The organism is Micromonospora sp. NPDC005979 (genome assembly GCF_040614415.1).
Taxonomy (GTDB): Bacteria; Actinomycetota; Actinomycetes; order Mycobacteriales; family Micromonosporaceae; genus Micromonospora.
Genome location: NZ_JBEXUR010000014.1, coordinates 75,242 through 95,687, shown reverse-complemented (window position 1 = coordinate 95,687; position 20,446 = coordinate 75,242). Strand labels below are relative to the sequence as shown.

General features: G+C 71.8%; 17 protein-coding genes and 2 pseudogenes. 13 read left to right on the top strand and 6 right to left on the bottom strand.

The annotated features are described in order from the left end of the window. Positions 1 to 21 precede the first annotated feature (21 nt). The 5 genes and pseudogenes from ABZ272_RS23010 (at position 22) to ABZ272_RS22990 (ending at position 6,069) form a co-directional block, all read left to right on the top strand. A pseudogene (locus tag ABZ272_RS23010) lies at positions 22 to 599 on the top strand (IS607 family transposase). Next, positions 596 to 1,975 (top strand): IS607 family element RNA-guided endonuclease TnpB, encoded by a 1,380-nt coding sequence (gene tnpB, locus ABZ272_RS23005; RefSeq protein ID WP_355051980.1) that lies wholly within the window; start codon positions 596 to 598, stop codon positions 1,973 to 1,975. The pseudogene ABZ272_RS23010 and the gene tnpB overlap by 4 nt, the downstream one beginning before the upstream one ends. Before the next feature lie 61 nt (positions 1,976 to 2,036). Next, complete coding sequence (locus tag ABZ272_RS23000; protein ID WP_355051979.1) at positions 2,037 to 3,530, top strand: sigma 54-interacting transcriptional regulator; 1,494 nt, start codon at positions 2,037 to 2,039, stop codon at positions 3,528 to 3,530. 2 nt (positions 3,531 to 3,532) lie between these two features. Then, positions 3,533 to 5,485: a VWA domain-containing protein gene (locus ABZ272_RS22995; RefSeq protein WP_355051978.1), complete on the top strand. Its 1,953-nt coding sequence runs from the start codon at positions 3,533 to 3,535 to the stop codon at positions 5,483 to 5,485. An 80-nt stretch (positions 5,486 to 5,565) separates the two neighbouring features. Beyond that, positions 5,566 to 6,069, top strand: a complete 504-nt coding sequence (locus ABZ272_RS22990; protein ID WP_355051977.1) for a hypothetical protein — start codon at positions 5,566 to 5,568, stop codon at positions 6,067 to 6,069. Positions 6,070 to 6,167: 98 nt separating this feature from the next. On the opposite strand, the gene ABZ272_RS22985 is transcribed toward ABZ272_RS22990, so the two are convergent. Next, complete coding sequence (locus ABZ272_RS22985) at positions 6,168 to 7,157, bottom strand: DJ-1/PfpI family protein (protein WP_355051976.1); 990 nt, start codon at positions 7,155 to 7,157, stop codon at positions 6,168 to 6,170. A gap of 19 nt (positions 7,158 to 7,176) precedes the next feature. Between ABZ272_RS22985 and ABZ272_RS22980 the strand changes: the two genes are divergently transcribed. After that, positions 7,177 to 8,532, top strand: coding sequence for an MFS transporter (locus ABZ272_RS22980; protein ID WP_355051975.1), 1,356 nt, complete (start codon positions 7,177 to 7,179; stop codon positions 8,530 to 8,532). On the opposite strand, the gene ABZ272_RS22975 is transcribed toward ABZ272_RS22980, so the two are convergent. Both ABZ272_RS22975 and ABZ272_RS22970 read right to left on the bottom strand, forming a co-directional pair. After that, the gene (locus ABZ272_RS22975) at positions 8,529 to 9,239 is read right to left on the bottom strand and encodes an RICIN domain-containing protein (protein WP_355051974.1); all 711 of its coding nucleotides are present in this window, start codon (positions 9,237 to 9,239) and stop codon (positions 8,529 to 8,531) included. The genes ABZ272_RS22980 and ABZ272_RS22975 overlap by 4 nt on opposite strands. Positions 9,240 to 9,300: 61 nt before the next feature. After that, on the bottom strand, positions 9,301 to 9,771 hold the full coding sequence (locus ABZ272_RS22970; protein WP_355051973.1) for a YbaK/EbsC family protein: 471 nt from the start codon (positions 9,769 to 9,771) through the stop codon (positions 9,301 to 9,303). 93 nt (positions 9,772 to 9,864) lie between these two features. Here ABZ272_RS22970 and ABZ272_RS22965 point away from each other — a divergent pair, with 93 nt between their 5' ends. From ABZ272_RS22965 to ABZ272_RS22950, 4 genes are all read left to right on the top strand, one after another. Then, on the top strand, positions 9,865 to 11,262 hold the full coding sequence (locus ABZ272_RS22965) for an FAD-binding oxidoreductase (protein ID WP_355051972.1): 1,398 nt from the start codon (positions 9,865 to 9,867) through the stop codon (positions 11,260 to 11,262). Next, positions 11,259 to 12,602, top strand: coding sequence for a class I SAM-dependent methyltransferase (locus ABZ272_RS22960; RefSeq protein ID WP_355051971.1), 1,344 nt, complete (start codon positions 11,259 to 11,261; stop codon positions 12,600 to 12,602). Before ABZ272_RS22965 ends, ABZ272_RS22960 begins: the two co-directional genes overlap by 4 nt. Before the next feature lie 134 nt (positions 12,603 to 12,736). Continuing rightward, complete coding sequence (locus tag ABZ272_RS22955; RefSeq protein WP_355051970.1) at positions 12,737 to 13,294, top strand: helix-turn-helix domain-containing protein; 558 nt, start codon at positions 12,737 to 12,739, stop codon at positions 13,292 to 13,294. After that, positions 13,287 to 14,156 carry an SRPBCC domain-containing protein gene (locus ABZ272_RS22950; RefSeq protein WP_355051969.1) on the top strand — a complete coding sequence of 290 codons (870 nt, stop codon included), beginning with the start codon at positions 13,287 to 13,289 and terminating at the stop codon, positions 14,154 to 14,156. Before ABZ272_RS22955 ends, ABZ272_RS22950 begins: the two co-directional genes overlap by 8 nt. Before the next feature lie 119 nt (positions 14,157 to 14,275). Here the strand turns inward: ABZ272_RS22950 and ABZ272_RS22945 are convergent, their stop codons facing one another. Further along, the gene (locus ABZ272_RS22945) at positions 14,276 to 14,593 is read right to left on the bottom strand and encodes a helix-turn-helix transcriptional regulator (protein ID WP_355051968.1); all 318 of its coding nucleotides are present in this window, start codon (positions 14,591 to 14,593) and stop codon (positions 14,276 to 14,278) included. 10 nt (positions 14,594 to 14,603) lie between these two features. After that, positions 14,604 to 14,954: pseudogene (locus tag ABZ272_RS22940) on the bottom strand (type II toxin-antitoxin system RelE/ParE family toxin); the annotation flags it as partial. A 102-nt stretch (positions 14,955 to 15,056) separates the two neighbouring features. Between ABZ272_RS22940 and ABZ272_RS22935 the strand changes: the two are divergent. From ABZ272_RS22935 to ABZ272_RS22925, 3 genes are all read left to right on the top strand, one after another. Beyond that, on the top strand, positions 15,057 to 15,290 hold the full coding sequence (locus tag ABZ272_RS22935) for a zinc-ribbon domain-containing protein (protein WP_355051967.1): 234 nt from the start codon (positions 15,057 to 15,059) through the stop codon (positions 15,288 to 15,290). Between the two features lie 424 nt (positions 15,291 to 15,714). After that, positions 15,715 to 17,970, top strand: coding sequence for an EAL domain-containing protein (locus ABZ272_RS22930; protein WP_355051966.1), 2,256 nt, complete (start codon positions 15,715 to 15,717; stop codon positions 17,968 to 17,970). 50 nt (positions 17,971 to 18,020) lie between these two features. Continuing rightward, the gene (locus ABZ272_RS22925) at positions 18,021 to 18,779 is read left to right on the top strand and encodes a MerR family transcriptional regulator (protein ID WP_355051965.1); all 759 of its coding nucleotides are present in this window, start codon (positions 18,021 to 18,023) and stop codon (positions 18,777 to 18,779) included. Between the two features lie 7 nt (positions 18,780 to 18,786). On the opposite strand, the gene ABZ272_RS22920 is transcribed toward ABZ272_RS22925, so the two are convergent. Continuing rightward, positions 18,787 to 20,256 carry a serine hydrolase gene (locus tag ABZ272_RS22920; RefSeq protein WP_355051964.1) on the bottom strand — a complete coding sequence of 490 codons (1,470 nt, stop codon included), beginning with the start codon at positions 20,254 to 20,256 and terminating at the stop codon, positions 18,787 to 18,789. Positions 20,257 to 20,446: the final 190 nt, after the last annotated feature.

Genomic DNA, 20,446 nt, shown 5'->3' with positions numbered 1-20,446 from the left:
AAGTCGGCCATAGTCGGGTTCGTGAACTTGAAGGAATGGGCAGCGGCCACAGGGATCTCGTACGCGACAGCACGTCGGCGTTACGAGTCCGGGACACTGCCCATTCCCACCTACCGGATCGGCCGCCTCATCATGGTCGGGGATCCGGTCACCGGAACGGCGGCCGAGGCCGGGCAGACCGTGGTGTACGCCGGGGTGTCGTCAGCCGATCTGAAGCGGATCTGGACCGTCAGGTCGCCCGGGTGACCATGTGGGCCACCGGCCAGAAGCTCGGCGTGGACCGGGTGGTCACCGAGGTCGGGTCCGCGTTGAACGGGCACCGTAAGAAGTTCATCACCCTGCTGCGCGACCCGGATGTGTCAACCATCGTGGTCGAGCGCCGCGACCAGTTCGCCCGCTTCGGTGCCGAGTACGTTGAAGCCGCCCTGGCCGCGCAAGGCCGGCGTCTGCTGGTAGTCGACCCGGCTGAGGTCGATGACGACCTGGTCCGCGACGTCACCGAGATCCTGACCTCGCTGTGCGCCCGCCTGTATGGTCGTCGCGCTGCCGCGGACCGCGCCCGCCGCGCAGTCGAAGCCGCCACCGAGGCTCCGGTGTGAAGACGATCCAGGCGTACCGGTTCGCCCTCGACCTCAGCCCGGGCCGGGAACGTGACGTGCTCGCGCATGCCGGGGCGGCCCGGGTCGCGCATAACTGGGCACTCGCGAAGGTCAAGGCGGTCATGGACCAGCGGACCGCGGAGCGATCCTACGGCGTGCCGGACGAGGCGTTGACGCCGTCGCTGTCATGGTCCCTCGCTGGGTTGCGCAAGGCGTGGAACGCCGCTAAGCCCGGGGTTGCGCCGTGGTGGGGCGAGGTGTCGAAGGAGGCGTTCAACACCGGCTTGGACGCCCTCGCGCGCGGCTTGAAGAATTGGGCGGACTCCCGCAAGGGCGCACGGGCCGGGCGGCCGGTCGGGTTTCCCCGGTTCAAGTCCCGCCGCCGCACGACAGCATCCGTGCGGTTCACCACCGGGGCGATCCGGGTCGAACCCGACCGGATGCACGTGGTGCTGCCCCGACTGGGCCGGTTGAAGCTGCACGAGTCGGCCCGCAAACTCGCCCGCCGCTTGGACAACGGCACCGCCCGGATCATGTCCGCGACCGTGCGGCGCGACGGCGGACACTGGCACGTGTCGTTCACCGTCGAAGTCGAACGGGCCGAACGCGCCCCTGCCCGGCCGCAGTCGGTCGTCGGCGTGGACGTCGGGATCAAGCACCTTGCGGTGCTGTCCACTGGCGAGCTGGTCGACAACCCGCGCCACCTGAACTGTGCGCAGCAACGCGTGCGCTCGTGGGGCCGGGCGCTGTCCCGCAAGACTGGCCCGGACCGGCGTACCGCAAGACGAGCCTCGAAGCGGTGGGAACGGGCAGCCGCCCGGCTCGGCCGCGCCCACGCCCGCGTGGCGAACCTACGCCGCGACGGCCTGCACAAGCTCACCACCCGCCTAGCCCGCGAGCACAGCACGATCGTGGTCGAACACCTCAACGTGGCCGGCATGCTGCGCAACCGCAGGCTGGCCCGGCACATCGCCGACGCCGGTTTCGCGGAGATCCGCCGCCAGTTGGCGTACAAGACCGGATGGAACAATGGTCGGCTACTGCTGGCCGACCGCTGGTATCCGTCCTCCAAGATCTGCTCGGGCTGCGGCACGGTGAAAACCAAGCTGGCCTTGTCCGAGCGCGAATACACCTGCGAGGCGTGCGGTCTGGTCATCGACCGGGACCGTAACGCCTCCTTGAACCTGGCCGCTCTCGCGGCCGAGTTCGATACCGCCGGGAGTGGCCCGGTGGCAGCACGTGGAGCCGACCAGAAGACCCGCATACGCGGGCAGGTGGCGACGAAGCGTGAACCCGGCACGGCATCCGCTGGTCAGACCGGGACCGTTCCGCCGCAAGGCAGGACTACCAACCGTGTGCTTGCTAAAGCGCACTGAGAGGTAACGGTGCCACCCGAAGCCGGAGGCGCCCCCGAAAATGTGAGCTAGCGTTACTCGGGTGACTGCGCCTACCCCGGTAATCCCGGTTCCACCGGCCGACCTGCCCGGCACGCTCGGCGCGCTACGGGCGGCCGGTCACCAGTACCGCACCGTCAAGCAGGAACTCCGCGACAACCTCCTCGCCCGGATGCGCTCCGGCGAGACCCGTTTCCCCGGCATCGTCGGCTACGACGACACCGTCCTGCCCGAGGTCGAGCGGGCTCTGCTCGCCGGGCACGACATGGTGCTGCTCGGCGAGCGCGGCCAGGGCAAGACCCGGCTGATCCGCGCCCTGGGCTCGCTGCTCGACGAGTGGACGCCGGTCATCGCGGGCTCGGTCCTCAACGAGCACCCGATGCGCCCGCTCACTCCCGCCTCGGTCGCCCAGGTCGCCGAGGCCGGCGACGACCTGCCGATCGGCTGGCTGCACCGCTCGATGCGCTACGGCGAGAAGCTCGCCACTCCGGACACCAGCGTCGGCGATCTGATCGGTGACGTCGACCCGATCCGCATCGCCCAGGGCCGCACCCTCGGTGACCCGGAGACCATCCACTTCGGGCTGGTACCGCGTACCAACCGGGGCATCTTCGCCGTCAACGAGCTGCCCGACCTGGCCGAGCGCATCCAGGTGGCGCTGCTCAACGTGTTGGAGGAGCGGGACATCCAGGTGCGCGGCTACCAGCTCCGGCTTCCGCTGGACCTGCTCCTGGTGGCCAGCGCCAACCCCGAGGACTACACCAACCGGGGCCGGATCATCACCCCGCTCAAGGACCGGTTCGGCGCGGAGATCCGTACCCACTACCCGGTCGACCTGGAGTTGGAGCTGGCGCTGATCCGCCAGGAGGCGGACCTGGTCGCCGCCGTCCCGGAGCACGTGCTGGAGGTGCTGGCCCGCTTCGCCCGGGCCGTACGGGAATCCCCGTCGGTGGACCCGCGCTCCGGCGTCTCCGCCCGGTTCGCGATCGCCGCCGCCGAGACGGTCGCCGGCGCCGCGCTGCGTCGCGCCGGCCTGCTCGCCGCCGACAAGGTGTTAGGAGGGGCCCCCTCTACGACGAAAAGCGATAACAAGGGGCCCTTCCTTGCATCGGAGGCTGCGGTGGCCCGGGTCGGTGACGCGGTGTCGGTGACCAGCACGCTGCGCGGCAAGGTGGAGTTCGAGAGTGGCGAGGAGGGACGGGAGATCGAGATCCTGGCCCACCTGCTGCGGACCGCGACCGCCGAGACGTTCCGCGCCCACCTGGCCGGCCTCGACCTGTCCGGGTTCACCGCGCTCGTCGAGGACGGGACGGCGATCGAGACCGGCGAGCTGGTCGGTTCCGCCGAGCTGCTGCGGCAGGTGGGCACCGTGCCCGGTCTGGCCAAGGTGCTCGACCGGCTCGGCCTGGGCGACGCGCCCACCCCGGAGGAGGCCGCCGCGGCCGTCGAGTTCGTGTTGGAGGGGCTGCACCTGACCCGCCGGCTCGGCAAGGACGTCACCGAGTCCGGGCGCACCGTCTACGGCGGCCGGGGCTGACCGTGGCCGGCAACCGGTTCCGGTACGGCCAGTGGAACGGCGGGCCCGACCCGCTGGCACCCCCGTACGACGTGCGCGAGGCGGTGGACGCGGTCGGCGCCGAGGTGCTGGCCGGCGGCAGCCTGCGGCAGGCGCTGCGCGATCTGCTGCGTCGTGGACCGCAGGGGCGCGGCGGGTTGGACGACCTGGCCGCCCGGGCGCGACGGCTGCGTCGTGAGGCGCTTCGTCGCGGCGATCTCGACGGCGCGGTGACCCGCGCACAGGCCCTACTCGACCAGGCTCTCGCCGCCGAACGTGACGAGCTGCGGAGCCGCGACGACGACGACGCGCGGTTCGCCGAGTCGGTGCTGGACAATCTGCCCCGCTCCACGGCCCGTGCGGTCGAGGAGCTGTCCGGCTACCAGTGGGCCAGCGAGGACGCCCGTCGTTCGTACCAGCAGATCCTCGACCAGCTCCGGGACGACGTGCTCGGTCAGCGGTTCGCGGGCCTGCGGGACGCGGTGCGCGCGTCCGCCGATCCGGCCGCGCAGCAGCGGCTCGCCGAGATGATGCGGGACCTGAACGACCTGCTGGCCCGGCACGGCCGCGCGGAGGACACCACCGACGCGTTCGCCGAGTTCATGCGCCGGCACGGCGACTTCTTCCCCGAGCAGCCGGAGACGGTCGACGAGCTGATCGACGTGCTGGCCCGCCGTTCGGCGGCCGGTGAGCGGCTGATGAACTCGCTGTCCGAGCGGCAGCGCGCCGAGCTGGCCGGTCTGATGCAGCAGTCCCTCGGCGACCGGCTCGCCGGTGAGCTGTCGGCGCTCGACGCGAACCTGCGGGCGCTGCGGCCGGATCTGCGCTGGGGGCGCGGCGAGCGGGTCCGGGGCGACCAGCCGTTGGACTACGCCGACGCGGCCGGCGCGCTCGGTGAGATCGGCGAGCTGGACGACCTGCTGGACCAGCTCGACCAGGAGCACCCCGGGGCCACGCTTGACGACGTGGACGTCGACGCGGTGGCCCGGACGCTGGGCCGGGACGCGGCCGACGACGTACGCCGGCTTCGCGAGCTGGAACGCGAGCTGCGCCGGCAGGGCTGGGTGGGCCGGGACGCGGACGGGCTCACGCTCAGCCCGAAGGCCCTGCGCCGGCTCGGCGGTACGGCGCTGCGGCGGGTCTTCGCCGACCTGACGGCCGGTCCGCGCGGTCAGCACGACCTGCGTTCGGCGGGTGCGGCCGGCGAGGTCAGCGGTGCGTCCCGCCCCTGGGAGTACGGCGACGAGCAACCGCTGGACGTGGTCCGCACGCTCACCCGGGCGGTACGGCGGGCCGGGCCGAGGGTTCCGCTGCAACTCGAAGCGGACGACTTCGAGGTGGTGGAGACCGAGAAGCGTGCCTCGGCGGCGGTGGTGCTCTGCGTCGACCTGTCGTACTCGATGATCTCGCAGGGTCGTTGGGGGCCGATGAAGCAGACGGCGCTGGCGTTGGCGCACCTGATGGAGACCCGTTTTCCACAGGACGCCCTGCAGATCGTGGGCTTCGGTCGGGAGGCGACGACGCTCACCCAGCAGGAGTTGGCGGCCGTGGAGCCGGACCTGCAACAGGGGACGAACCTGCAACACGCGCTGCGGTTGGCCGCTCGGCACCTGCGCCGCCATCCGGATGCCGAGCCGGTGGTGCTGGTGGTCACCGACGGAGAGCCGACCGCCCACCTCGATCCGGACGACGGGGAGGCGCTGTTCCACTGGCCGCCGCTGCCGGAGACGATCGAGGCGACGGTCCGCGAGGTGGACCGGCTCAGCCGCTACGGCGCCACGCTCAACCTGTTCATGCTCGGCGACGACGAGGGCCTGCGCCGTTTCATCGACGCGGTGGCGAGACGCAGCCGTGGCCGAATGTTCACGCCCGACACCGACGACCTGGGCGAGTACGTGGTCTCGGACTACCTCCGCTCCCGCCAGTCCCGCCGCTGACCTGACCACCACCGTCGATCATGGAGTTGTGCTGGGTGGCAAATGCCGCCTCGTCCGGGTGAATCGGGCACCACAACGCCATGATCGACGGGGTGGGGCGGTGGGGTGGGGGTGTGGCGGCGGCGAGTGGCGGGTTGCGGCGGGCTTATGACTCGGTGTTTCGGGAGATTGACGGGGTCTCTTTTGGGCCTGCCCCTCGGGAGCAGTTGAGCGCCGAGCAGATCGTGGCGCACCTGGTGGCCAACGACGAGCTGATGATCCAGGCCAGCGAGGCGTTGCTCGCGGGGTCGCCGTTCGCCTACTACGAGCTGGAGGAGGACATCCACCGTCCGCAGCTCGACGCGTTGGCCGCCGAGCAGGGTGGTCTGCGCGGCCTGGCGGCACTGCTGCACAGCACCAGCGAACGGCTGTGCGGGCTGGTCGACCAACTCGGCCTGGCGGCGGAGGCGCCGGTGGAGACCCACCTACGCGAGGGCTTCGACCTGATCGTCGACGAGCCGCTGCCCTGGTCCCGCACGTTGGACCTGCACGCCAGGGTCCACCTCCCCAAACACCAGGCCCAGCTCCACCTGCTCCGAACCTGACCCCCACCCCGGGGGACCTCGTCGATCTTGCGCTTTCTGCGGCGACAAAGGCGCGCGTAAGGGGCATCTCGACGACAGTAAGTGCAAGATCGCGGGGGTCAGGCGCGGGTCAGCTCTTCGCGGGGGTGGAAGGTGCGGCGGTAGGTGGACGGGGCGACGCCGATGCGTTGGTGGAGTTGTTGGCGCAGGGCGGCCGTCGTGCCGAAGCCGCAGCGGCGGGCGATCTGGTCGACGGTGAGGTCGGTCGTCTCCAGCAGCAGTCGGGCGTGGTCGGTGCGCTGCCGCAGCAGCCACTGCGCGGGGCTCAGTCCCGTCTCCAGCCGGAAACGTCGGGTGAAGGTGCGGACGCTCATCCGGGCCTGCTCGGCGAGGTCGCGCAGGGCGATCGGCTCGTGCAGGCGCTGCCGGGCCCACTCGCGGGCGCTGGTGGTGCTCGCATCGGTCGCCCGGGGCACCGGCTGTTCGATGTACTGCGCCTGCCCACCGTCGCGCCACGGCGGCATCACGCAGCGTCGGGCCGCCCGGTTGGCGATCTCGCTGCCGTGGTCGAGACGGATGACATGCAGGCAGAGATCGATGCCGGCGGCCACTCCGGCCGAGGTGAGCACCCGGTCGTCGACGATGAAGAGCACGTCCGGGTCGAGGTCCACCCGGGGGTGCAGGCGGCGGAACCGCTCGGCGTACGCCCAGTGGGTCGTCGCCCGGCGTCCGTCCAGCAGGCCGGCCGCGGCCAGCACGAACGCGCCGGTGCAGATCGACATGATCCGGGCGCCCCGCTGGTACGCCGACCGCAGCGCCTCGGCGACCTCCGGCTCGATGGCGCCCGAGGTGAGCGCCGCGCCGTCGTGGATGCCCGGGACGATCACCGTGTCGGCGGTGTCGAGCAGCTCCAACCCGTGGTCCGGGAGCACCTGGAAGCCGGCGGTGCTGCGGACCGGCCGGCCGCCCGGGGTGCACACCCGTACGTCGTAGCGGTACGCGTCGTCGGCGCCCCGGGCGGTGCTGAAGACCTGGGACGGGGTGCCGAGGTCGAGGCCGACGACCTGGTCGAGGGCGAGGACGGCGATCCGGTGCGGGCCACTGCTCATGGCCCGATTATTGCGCACGATGGCTTTCCGGCCACTCGTCGCAGAAGGAGGCGCGGCCCAGACTGGTCGCGTGAGCAAGAATCGTCGCCTGCACCCCGCCTGGCTCGTGGCCGGTGTCGCCTTCGTGGCGCTCGTCGGCGCGGCCGGGTTCCGCGCCACCCCGTCGGTGCTGCTGCACCCGCTGCACGCGGAGTTCGGCTGGCCGCTCGCCACCATCTCTGCGGCCGTCTCGGTCAACCTGCTCCTCTACGGGCTCACCGCGCCGTTCGCCGCCGCGCTGATGGACCGGTTCGGCATCCGCCGGGTCGTCTCGGTGGCGCTGCTGCTGGTCGCCGCCGGCAGCGGGCTGACGGTGTTCATGACCGCGAGCTGGCAGTTGCTGCTGTGCTGGGGCGTCCTCGTCGGTCTGGGCACCGGCTCGATGGCGCTCGCCTTCGTGGCGACCGTCACCGGGCGCTGGTTCGTCCGTCGTCGGGGCCTGGTCACCGGCGTGCTCACCGCGGGCGGGGCCGCCGGGCAACTGATCTTCCTGCCGCTGATCGCCGTGCTGGTACGCGACCACGGTTGGCGCACGGCGGCACTCGTCGTGGCCGGCGCCGCCCTGGCTGTCGTACCCCTGGTGGTGTGGCTGCTGCGCGAGCACCCGGCGGATCTCGACCTGCCCGCCTACGGCGCGACCGAGGTCGTCGCGGCGCCGCCGCCGACCGGCGGCGCGGCGACCCGGGCGCTCGGCGCGCTGGCCGCCGCCGCCCGGACGCGGCCGTTCTGGCTGCTGGCCGGCGGGTTCGCGATCTGCGGCGCGACCACGAACGGCCTCGTCGGTACGCACTTCGTGCCGGCCGCACACGACCACGGCATGGCCGAGACCACGGCGGCGGGACTGCTCGCGCTGGTGGGGCTCTTCGACATCGTCGGCACGATCGCCTCCGGCTGGCTGACCGACCGGGTGGACAGCCGACTGCTGCTCGGCGCCTACTACGCGCTGCGCGGGCTGTCGCTGCTGGTGCTGCCCAGCCTGTTCACGGGTACCGCCGAGCCGAGCATGCTGGTGTTCATCGTCTTCTACGGCCTGGACTGGGTGGCCACGGTGCCGCCGACCGTGGCGCTGTGCCGGGAGTACTTCGGTGGCGCGGGCGCGGTGGTGTTCGGCTGGGTGTTCGCCGCCCACCAGTTCGGGGCGGCGCTCGCGGCCACCGGCGCGGGGCTCGTCCGCGATCAGCTCGGCGACTACGCGGTGGCCTGGTACGTGGCCGGCGCGCTGTCGATCGGAGCGGCGGGGCTGTCGCTGCTGCTGCGCCGACGGCCGGGTCGACCGGTGCCGGAGGCCGTCCTCGTCGCCGCGACCGCACCCCGCGCGTGGAGCTTCCGGGGTTAGCCCACCGTCCACTGTTGGGCGGGCCGGCCGTCGCAGGGGCGCTGCCGGATGTCGTTGCCGGCCTCGACGCCGTCGTCGTCGGCCTGCGCGCACTTACCGCTGTGCACCGCGACCAGCAGGAGGGGGCCGGCGCCGGTGGGGGTCAGCCGCCACTGCTGGTTGGCCTGACCGTGGCACGGGAACTGTTGCAGCCGCGCGCCGTCGTCACCGCTGCCGCCCTCGACATCGAGGCACTGACCGTGGGCGGCGTTGGTCAGCGTCACCGCTCCCGTCGCGACCGGGTTGACCACCCACTGCTGCTCCGGGCCGCCGGTGCAGGCGGCGAGTTCGGCCTCGGCCTTCTCGTCGTCGCCGTCGAGCCCGAGGCAGAGCCCGGAGGGCGACCGCAGCACGTGGGCGCCGCTGGTGGGAACGGCCGGGGTGGCCGACGGGGTCGGCGACGGCTCGACCGAGGGCGTCGGGGTCGGCTCGGGCGCCGGGGCGGTCGGCTCGGCCGCGCTGGACGGCGTGCCGACGGCCGCCGGCACCACCGGCTCGTCGTCACCGTCGAGCAGGCCGGTGGCGAAGACCACACCGAGGAGTACGCCCACCAGCCCGACCGCCACCGCCACCCGCAGCAGCGGGTCGGCCAGCGGGCCCGAGCTGGCGCGGCGTCGCCCGCCGTAGACGGTGCCGACGGGGTCGGGGCGTTCCTCGGGGGCGGGCATAGCCGCCATCCTCACCCACGGCGGCGGGCCGGAGCCAGTCGGACGACGGCAGCGGCGGAGTTCAGCGGGTGGGCTGCGGGTCGGTGACATCGGCCACAGTGGCGTCGAGGACGGCGATCGCGGCGTCGGCGTCGACCGCCACGGCGAGACCCCGCTCGCCCGCGCCCAGGGTGATCTGCCGGCCTCGTAGCCGCTCGTCGGCGATCACCGGCCAGGCCGTGCTCGCCCCGAACGGGGTGATGGTGCCGCGCTCGTACCCGGTGGCGGCCAGCGCGCCCGCCGCGTCCGGCATGGAGATCCGCTGCACCCCGAGCAGGGCGCGCAGCTTGGGCCAGGAGACGACCCGGTCACCGGGGGTGAGCACGAACAGGTGGTCGTCCGCGCCCCGGCGGACGACGATCGTCTTGACCACGTCCGGGATGGCCACACCACGGGCGGCGGCGGCCTCCGCGAGGCTGCCGACCGCGCCGTGACTGACCAACCGGTACGGCAGTCCGGCGGAGTCCAGGGCGGCGATCGCGGGCGACGGCATGACCGCCACGGTAACCGCCGGGCCTGCTGTCGGACGGGAAACGGCAGGCGAGGACATCCCACGATTTTCCGGGGGCAGGCGTAAGGTGATCACATGCGCGCTGAGCGTGTGGATCACCCAATTGACCATGATCAAGCGGTGGACACGCTGCGGCGGTCGTACGCCGCGGTGCCCACGGGCGAGCCTGTCCGGCTGGCCAAACGCACCTCCAACCTCTTCCGCCCCCGATCCGCTCCCCGCACCCCGGGCCTCGACGTGAGTGGCCTGAACGGGGTGCTCTCGGTCGATCCGACCGGGCGTACGGCCGACGTGCAGGGCATGTGCACGTACGAGGACCTCATCGACGCGACGCTGCCGCACGGGCTGATGCCGCTGGTGGTGCCGCAACTGCGCACCATCACCCTGGGCGGCGCGGTGACCGGCCTCGGGATCGAGTCGACGTCCTTCCGCAACGGCCTGCCCCACGAGTCCGTCCGCGAGATGGACATCCTCACCGGCTCCGGCGCGATCGTCACCGCCCGCCCGGACTCCGAGCACGCCGACCTGTTCCGCGCGTTCCCCAACTCGCTGGGCAGCCTCGGCTACGCGACGAGGCTGCGCATCGAGTTGCAGCCGATCGGCCGGTACGTGGCGTTGCGCAACATCCGGTTCACCCAACTGGAGGCGCTCACCGACGCGATCGCCGAGGTGAGCGCCACCCGGTCGTGGGCCGGCCAGCCGGTCGACGTGCTGGACGGCGTCATGTTCAGCCCCGGTGAGGCGTACCTGGTGCTGGGGACCTTCACCGACACCGCCGATCCGCCCAGCGACTACACCGGCCAGGCGATCTACTACCGGTCGCTGCGCCAGCGCACCCGCGACGTGCTGACCGCGTACGACTATCTGTGGCGCTGGGACACCGACTGGTTCTGGTGCTCGGCGGCGTTCGGCGCGCAGCACCCGGTCGTCCGCCGGCTCTGGCCGGCGCGGTACCGGCGCAGCGACGTCTACCACCGACTGGTCCGCCTAGAACACCGGCACCAGGTGGCGGCCCGGATCGACCGGCTGCGGGGCCAGCCGGCCCGGGAGCGGGTCGTGCAGGACGTGGAGATCCCGCTGGACCGCATGGCCGACTTCCTGCGCTGGTTCGCGGCCGACGTGGGGATGACCCCGGTGTGGCTCTGCCCGCTGCGGTTGCGCGAGCCGCACGGGCCCGGTTCCGCGCAGACGTGGCCGCTGTATCCGCTCCACGCGGGGCAGGACTACGTCAACATTGGTTTCTGGGGGAGCGTGCCGATCGCGTCCGGCGCCGCCGACGGCGACGTCAACCGCACGATCGAACGCAGGGTGTCGGAGCTGGGTGGGCACAAGTCGCTCTACTCCGACGCGTACTACGACCGGGACGCCTTCGATCGCCTCTACGGCGGCGAGACCTGGCGCGCGGTGAAAGACCGCTACGACCCGGACCACCGGCTGACGGGACTGTACGAAAAGGCGGTAGCACGAGCATGAGCCTGACCGACCGAGACCAGGGGGCGGCGAGCGTCCCCGCCACCCCGCCGGCGGGGGGCCGGCGCACCGGTCCGACCGTCGCGGACGTCGTCCGCGCGGTCACCGCCGGGCCGTTGCCGATCCGCATCACCGGGTACGACGGCAGCGCCGTCGGCCCGGCCGATGCCGGCATCACCCTGTCGATCCGTACCGAGCGGGGACTGTCGTACCTGCTCACCGCCCCCGGTGACCTGGGCATGGCCCGGGCGTACGTGAGCGGCGACCTGGCGTTGCAGGGGGTGCACCCGGGTGACCCGTACGAGGCGTTGCGGGTGCTCAAGGACGAACTGCGGCTGCGCCCGCCGTCGGTGGCCGACGGGGTCGCGCTGGTGCGGGGGCTGGGTTGGGAGCGGCTGCTGCCGCCACCGGCGCCTCCGCAGGAGGCCCAGCCGCGCTGGAAGCGGGTGATGAACGGGCTGCGGCACTCCCGGGTCCGTGACAGCACGGCGATCTCGCACCACTACGACGTCTCGAACGCCTTCTACGAGAAGGTGCTCGGCCCGTCCATGACGTACACCTGTGCGGTCTTCCGGTCCCCGACCGACACGCTGGAGCAGGCCCAGGCGGCGAAGTACGACCTGGTCGCCGGCAAGCTGGCGCTCAAGAAGGGCATGCGGCTGCTGGATGTGGGCTGCGGTTGGGGCGGCATGGTCCGGCACGCCGCGCGCGAGTACGGGGTCAAGGCGCTCGGGGTGACCCTGTCGAAGGCGCAGGCGCAGTGGGCGCAGGCCGCGATCGAGCGGGAGGGGCTGACCGAGTTGGCCGAGGTGCGACACCTCGACTACCGGGACGCGCCCGCGGAGCAGTTCGACGCCATCTCCTCGATCGGGCTGACCGAGCACATCGGCGTGCGCAACTACCCGTCGTACTTCGGGGCGCTGCGGTCGCGCCTGCGGACGGGTGGACGGCTGCTCAACCACACCATCACGCGCGCCGACAACCGGGCGCCGCACCGCTCGGGCGCGTTCATCGACAGGTACGTCTTCCCGGACGGCGAGCTGGCCGGACCGGGTCGGCTGATCAGCGAGGTGCACGACGCCGGGTTGGAGGTGCACCACGAGGAGAACCTGCGCCAGCACTACGCGCTGACCCTCGCCGCCTGGTGCCGCAACCTGGTGGAGCACTGGGACTTCTGTGTCTCGGAGGTCGGCGCGGGCACCGCCCGGGTGTGGGGTCTCTACATGGCTGGTTCGCGGATGGCGTTCGAGCGCAACGGCATCCAACTGCACCAGGTGCTGGCCACCCACAACGGCCCGGACGGTGTGAACGGCTACCCGCTGCGACCGGACTGGTTGCCCTGATCATCCGCTGAGAGTCGCCTGAGGCTGAGCGTCGCCTGAGGCTGAGCGTCGCCGGAAGCCGCGTCGAGAAAGTCGGCGCGGCTTCTCGCGAAGCGATTGACAAACAAGTTTTGTACGTACAAACTGATTTTGCCATGAGAGACGTCCTGTACCTGGAGCAGATCGAGCAGGCCGAGGTCCTGCTCAAGCCGCAGCGCGTGGAGGTGCTGCGGCAGCTGGCCGAACCGCGCACCTGCACCGAGGTCGCGGCCCGACTCGACCAGACGCCACAGCGCGTCTACTACCACGTCAAGCAGCTCGTCGCGGCCGGCCTGGTCGAGCTGGTCAACGAGCGCAAGGTTCGCGGGATCACCGAGGGCATCTACCAGGCCGCCGCCCGGTCCTACTGGCTCTCGCCACGATTGGTCGGCCGCATCGGGCTGCGCCGGGCCCGCGACGAGCTGAGCCTGGGCTACCTGCTCGACCTGATGGAGGAGGTGCAGGCCGATATCGCCGCCCTGGACCGGGCGGCGCCCGAGCTGCCCTCGATCGGGGTCTCCGGCGAGATCCGGGTGCCCGCCGAGCAGCGCCAGGAGTTCCTGCACGACCTGCAAACCGCACTTCAGGACCTGTTCACCCGCTACGGCGGCAGCGAGGGCGACGCCTTCAAGCTGGCCGTCGCCTGCTATCCGAAAGGGAACGACAATGAGTGAACCGTTGAAGGTGCAAGCCCGCCTCGCCGCGCCCGTGGCGCGCGTCCGCCAGGCCCTGACCGACCCGGCCGAGCTGCGCCTCTGGCTGGCCGAGCACGCCGAGGTCGAGCTGCCCGAGCGGTACGAGTTCTGGGGCCGCTACACGCCCGAGGGTGACGCTCCGCACCAGCGGCTGCTGCACGCCGACGACGACTCGCTGCGCTTCGGCTGGCTGCTCGACGGGGTCGAGACCACCACCGGGTTCCAGCTCGCCGCCGACGGCCCGGACGCCACGGTGCTCACGCTGACCCAGAGCCACTTCGACTTCGCCGAGGCGATGGACGGCTCCAGCATCCGGGGCGTGCTCCAGACGTACTGGGCCCTGTCCATCGCGAACCTGGCCTCCCACCTGGAGGGCAAGCCGCTGCTGCCGCGCACCGACTTCACCTCCGCAGACCTGCGCGGCGAGCTGGTCATCGCCGTCCCCGCCGACAAGGTCTGGGAGTCCCTGACCGACTCCGAGCAGGCCAGCGCCTGGTTCGGCTACCCCATCGGGATCGAGCCGTGGGTCGGCGGCCGGTACGCCATGGGCGGCTTCGAGCAGGGGTACGCCGCCAAGATCGTCGACCTGGAGCCCGGCCGGCGCATGTCCGTCGACTGGGGACCGACCGGCGTCACCAGCTGGGAGCTGGCCGAATCCGGTGGCCGCACCACGCTGACCTTCGTGCAGAGCGGCTTCGACGAGACCAACCCGCCGTACGCCGCCTGGTCCGGGTCGGTGGCCGGTCTGTTCGAGCTGCGCCGCTTCCACGAGATGGCGGCCTGGCAGCCGATCTGGCTCGCCGAGGAGGTCCCCGGCCTGGAGCCCCAGCCCACCCTCTGACCGTCCCGCCCGTGATCGTGCTCGATCAGGGATGTAGTGGCCTCGTTTGCGCCGGAGTCCACTACATCCCGGATCGAGCACGATCTTGTTTACGGGGAGGGGGCTGCCGGCAGGGCGGCTCACGCGATGGCGGCGATGTCACCGTCGTCGAAATAAATGGCCTGGTGGAGTCGACCGCCGAGGGCGATAGCGTACCGGGCCACCACCTCCTGGCCGGAAATCCGGCCCTGTTCGATCTGGGAGACTCGCCCCTTGGTCACCCCCATCCGCTCGGCCACCTGCTGCTGAGTGAGGCCGCGTGCTCGTCGTACCTCGGCGAGGCGGTGCCCGACGACCTGCGCGAGCAGTTCCTGCTTTCCCGCTGCGACGGCCTCCTCGCCGCCGGCCCGCTGTACGTACTCCGACCGAATGTCCGACCACCGCACATGTCCACTCATCGCCGGCCCCCTCCTGCTGCGCGCGTTCCTTCAAGTAGATCTCGTAGCGTTGTTCGGCGAGCGGGATGGCCTGCTGATACCAGCTCTGCCACTGGCCCGCCTTGTCGCCCGCGACCAGCAGAATGCTTGCGCGCCACGGGTCGAAGACGAAGAGGATGCGGACGGTGCCAGGTCGCAGCTCCTTGAGGTTTGCCAGTGCCGACCCGCGGATCGTGTCGACCAGAGGGCGGCCCAGTCCGGGTCCTGCCTCGGCGAGCGCGTCGATCGCCTGGACGACCCGGACGAAATTCGCCTCGTCCAGGCTGTCGATCCAAGCGCGGACCTCGTCGACGACGAAGACCTCCCACTCATCCTGCGGCATCCGGGGAGTATATCAATCGCTATACCGCATTGGTTCGGCTGTCGTACCGATCCGTGGGGCGGGGTCGGTGACTTTTCGGGGTGGAGTGGGTACTGCCGGGCGATGTTCTTCATCTTTGGTCTGCGTACCAAGGTCGACCGGTCCGGTGTCGTGCAGGAGGTCTGCCGTCACTGCGGCAACCACGCCGCGCAGGTGATCACCCGTCGGTCGACGAAATTCACCCTCTTCTTCATCCCACTCATCCCGATCCGCACCCGGTACGCGCAGCAGTGCACGTTCTGCGGGGCGGAGTACGAGATCGCCAAGTCCGACGCCCAGCGTCTCCCGGTCGGCTGAGCCGCAGATGGCCCGCTTCCTGTGCTGGCTGATCGGCCGACCGTCGTCCGCCGGACCTGACGTGCACACCGCCGCACGCCCGCCCTGCACCCCCGGGCGGCGTCGACGTCGACCCGTCCGTCGCCCGCTGGCCGGCACCGCGCTGCCCCGCTCACCCTGGAACCGCTCCGCCGGCCGCTGACCTGACCCGTCGGCGGGCAGCGGACACCGGCTGCTGACCTGACCTGGCGGCCGGCAGCGGACACCGACTGCGGACCTGACCTGTCGGCCTGCAGCGGACACCGACCGCCAGGACAGACCGGGGAGACCGCATCGGCCTGGATGTTCGGCCCTGGCGGCGTTCCCGGGCGCTGGCTAGGCTTTCGAGGTTTGCCGTGGACCGGTCCGCCCGACTGTGCACACCCGACGAAGAGCCGGAGCGACCGTGTCGCGACAGGACGTGAAGCAGGCCGCGGGGCAGCTCAAGCCCATCGGCCCGATCGTCGCGATCGCGGTCCTGGTCGTGGAGGCCGGCTGGTTGGCCGCCGCGCTGCCCGGCGCCGCGCTGGTCAGCGACGTGGGCGCGCTCCTGGTTGCCGGCTGGGCGACAGTCGCCTGTGCCGGCGTGGCCCGTCGACACCCGGCCCCGCTGCGCAGGTTCTGGACGCTGCTCGCCGTCACCATGGCCCTCGCCGCGCTGGGTCGGGGAATCTGGACGGCGCAGCGTCTCGTCGGTGGCGACCTGCCGCACAACGCGCTGATCGGGGTGGTCTTCAGCGCCGGCATCCTCACCGGCACCGCCGCGCTGCTCAGCTCCCCGTCCGGACCGCGGACGGCCGTCGGGCGGGCCCGGACGCTGCTGGACGGCGTGATCGTCGCGCTGGCGCTGGTGCCGGTCGGCTGGGTGCTGGTGTTCCGTGGGGTCGCCTCCGCCGAGCTGGCCGATCCGGCGCGCACGCTGGGGCTGCTCTACCCGATGTTCGACCTGATGCAGCTCACCATCCTGGTGGCGGTGGCCGGCCCGGCGCGACCGCTGTGGCGGCCGATGCGCCTGCTCGCGGCGAGCCTCACCCTCCGGGTGGTGGCCGACGTGGTGTACGTCTCGCTGGTCGCCCGTGGTGACTACACCGCCGGTCACCCCGTCGACCTGTGCTGGCCGCTGAGCTACCTCCTGATCGGCCTGGCCACCGGCAGCCGGCCGCCGCCGGACTGCGACGGCACCGACGAGACCGCCGAGTCCCCGCTGCCGCCGTGGTGGCGGGTGGCGCTGCCGTACCTGCCGGTCGGCGGGGCGATCATCGCGGTGCTGCTGGCCCGCCGGCCGACCGGCCAGACTCCACCGCTGGTCTTCGTGACCATGATGGCCCTGCTCGCGGCCCTCGCCGTCCGTCAGGGGCTGGCCGCCAACGAGAACCTGCGCCTGGTGGCGCGACTGCGTCGGCTCGCGTACGGCGACCAGCTCACCGGGCTGCCGAACCGGCTGCTGTTCAACCGACTGCTGCGGCTGGCCCTGCGGGACGGTCGGCCGGTGGCTGTCCTGCTGCTCGACCTCGACGGGTTCAAACAGGTCAACGACCGGTTCGGGCACGCCAGCGGCGACGCCCTGCTGACCGGGCTGGCGGCCCGGATGCGGGCGGCCGTGGACAGCGACGGCACGATCGCCCGCCTCGGCGGCGACGAGTTCGCGGTGCTGGTCGAGGGGGACCGGCCGGTGTCACCGGAGCACCTGGCCGAACGCCTGCTGGACGCCCTGCGCCCGTCCGAGGGGGAGGAGGACGTGGGTGTGCACCCGTCGGCGAGCATCGGCATCGCCGAGTACGGGCCGCAACACGCCTCCCACTCCGACCTGCTGCGCGACGCCGACATCGCCATGTACGCGGCGAAGGCCTCCGGCAAGTCCGCGTACCGGACCTGCACCCCGGCGCTGCGCGAGTCGGCCGTGTCCCGGGCGGAGCTGATCGCGGACCTGCGCCGGGCCGTCGACGAGGAGCAACTGCACCTGGAGTTCCAGCCGATCGTCGACCTCGCCACCGGCGCGGTCCGCAGCGCCGAGGCGCTGGTGCGCTGGCGGCACCCCCGACTGGGGATGTTGCCCCCGGCGCGGTTCCTGCCACTGGCCGAGGAGACCGGCCTGATCCTCCCGATCGACCGTTGGGTGATCCACGAGGCGTGCCGGGCGGCGGCGACCTGGCGGGCCCGCGCGCCGGAGGCGACGGTCGCGGTGAACATCGCCGCCGCCCACCTGCGCCGGCCCGACCTCATCGCCACGGTCACGGCGGCCACCGCCGGCGCCGGGCTGGCGCCCCGGGCGTTGACGCTCGAGTTGACCGAGTCGGCGTTGATCGAGGGGACCGACGCCGTGCTGGAACGCCTGCACCAGCTCCGGGAACTGGGCATCCAGATCGCCATCGACGACTTTGGCACGGGCTATTCGTCCCTGAGCTACCTGCACCGCATCCCGGCCACCGAACTGAAGATCGACCGCTCGTTCGTGGCCCGCCTCGGCACGGACGACCGGGCGTACGCCACGGTGGAGATGGTCACCCGGCTGGCCGGCGCGTACGACCTGGCGGTGATCGCCGAGGGGGTGGAGACCGAGCGCCAGCACGACGCGGTCACCGCCATCGGCTGCCCGCGCGGCCAGGGCTATCTGTACGGGCGCCCGGACAGCCCCGCCACGGTGGGTCAGAATCGAGCTTGACCCTGACGTAGCGGCAGGTAGGAGCCTGGTTTCCGGAAGGGAGGGGAACCATGGCGTACACGGTGGGTCAGGTGGCGAGGATCGCCGGCGTGACGGTACGGACGCTGCACCACTACGACGAGATCGGTCTGCTCTCGCCGAGCGGCCGGACGTCGACCGGTTACCGCCGCTACGACGACACGGACCTGCAACGGTTGCAGCTCGTCCTGTACTACCGCGAGCTGGGTTTCCCGCTTGAGGAGATCACCGCGATCATCGACGACCCGGCGGCCGATCCGGCCGCGCACCTGCGCCGTCAGCACGAACTGCTGACGGTACGCATCAAGCGGTTGCAGGAGATGGTCACGGCGATCGAGTTCGCGATGGAGGCGAGCAAGTTGAACATCCAGCTGACACCCGAGGAGCGGTTCGAGGTCTTCGGTGACTTCCGGCCGGAGGAGTACGAGGCCGAGGCGGAGCAGCGCTGGGGCGACACCGACGCGTACCGGGAGTCGAACCGGCGGGTCGCCCGGTACAGCAAGGAGGACTGGCTCCGGAACAAGGCGGAGAACGAGGACTGGGGACGGCGGATCGTCGCGCTGCTGACCTCGGGCGTACCGGCGGACAGCCCGGAGGCGATGGACCTGGCCGAGGAGCACCGACAGCTCATCAGCCGCTGGTTCTACGAGTGCCCGTACGAGATGCACACCGGGCTGGCCGACATGTACCTGGCCGACGAGCGGTTCACCGCGTACTTCGAGAACATCGCCCCCGGCCTGGCCGCCTACCTGAACGAGGCGATCCACGCCAACGCGATCAGCCGGGCCTGACCGGGGCTCACTCCTCGACCGCGCCGCCGGATGGCGGGACCAGGAAGTCGTAGACCGTCCTGGCCATCCGGCGGACGGTCTCGTCCCCGGTCGCCATCGGCCCGGCGGTGAGGAACGCGACGGCGGTCTCCGTGCCGGGGATCAGGTAGTAGCCGACGTCGTGGGAGGCGTCCGGCAGGTCACCGGTCTTGTGGGCCACCGGTACGCCGGGTGGCAGCGCCGCTGGGATCTTGGTGTTCAGCGTCTGCTCGCGCATGAAGCCGATCATCAGGTCCCGGGAGGCCGGGGTGAGAACCTCGCCGTCCCAGACCGCGCCGAGCAGCGAGACGACGTCGTCCGGGCTGGTGTAGTTCTCCTCGCCGCGCTGCGCCGCCGCGCTGTCGAGCATCCGCCGGGCCAGGATGGTGGAGCGCTGGTTCATCGAGTCGATCAGCGCGTTGACCGGGGCGAACCCACCCAGGTAGGTGATCAGCACGTTGGCCGCGACGTTGTCGCTGTACTTGATCAGATAGCGGGCGAGCCGGTACAGCGTGACCACCTGCGGGAACGTCTCGAACTGGAGCTGGCCGGTGCCGCCCACCACGTCGGCCGGCGTGACCAGCACGCCGTCGTCGAGAGACACCTGTCCACAGTCGACCCGGCGCAGGAGTTCGACCAGGATCCAGAGCTTGATGACGCTTGCGGCCTTCGGGCGCAACGACCCGTTGACCGACACCTGCTGGTCCCCGTACCGGCCGGAGAGGTCCCGGACGGTGGCGCCAGCCGGGTTGAGGCTGGCGTCGGCGACCACCCGGGCGAGCTGCCCGCTGAGCGGGAACAGCCGGGCGCCCGCGACCGGGTCGGTGGGCGGCTGCGGGCTGGTGACCACGACGCCGGTGAGCGTCGCCGGCGGGCGGTGCCGCTGGATCACCTCAAGCGTGCCCTCGCTGCGCCCGACCAGCGGCACCCGGTAGCGGTATGCGGTGCCTCCGACGACGACCGCCCCACTGGCCACCCCGGCGGCGACCCGCATGTCCGGGTCGGCGACCCGACCGGTGTCGCCGTCGCACGCCCGGTACCGCACGGTGTGCCCGAGGGAGTCCACCGCGAACGCCCCGCCGGGGAACGACAGCCAGGACACCTCGCTGGTCGGCGCCCGCTCCGGGGCCGGCTCCACGCCCGGCTCGTCGCTTCGCCCGCCCTCGTCGTTCGGCCCGTCCGTGTCGTTCGGCCCGCCTTCGTTGTTCGGTCCGTCGTCGGCGGTCGGGCCGTCCGTGGCGTTCGGCCCGTCCGTGTCGTTCGGCCCGTCCGTGTCGTTCGGCCCGTTCGCGTCGTTCGGCCCGTCGGCGGCGGCGAGCCCGTGGGCCGCGTACCCCAGGGTCGTTCGGTGGTTCGGGCCGGGACCGTCGGCGGTGGCCGGGCCGGTTGTCGCCGCGACGACCAGGGCGATCGCCGCCGCGAGCAGGGAAGATGAGCGCTTCTTGTCCCTTTTCCTCACGTTTGTACGATAAGAAGCGTCGGCGGCAGATGGGGCTGCCGGGGCGTGAGTCACCCGTCCGGGAGGCCGCGCCCGCAAGAGCGTGATGCCTCAGTGGCATCAAGATGACTCACCGGCATCACGCTCAACAGCGCGCGGCCAGCCCCTGCGCCGAACCCGCATGATCTCCGCCGCGCCCGCGCCGTCCACC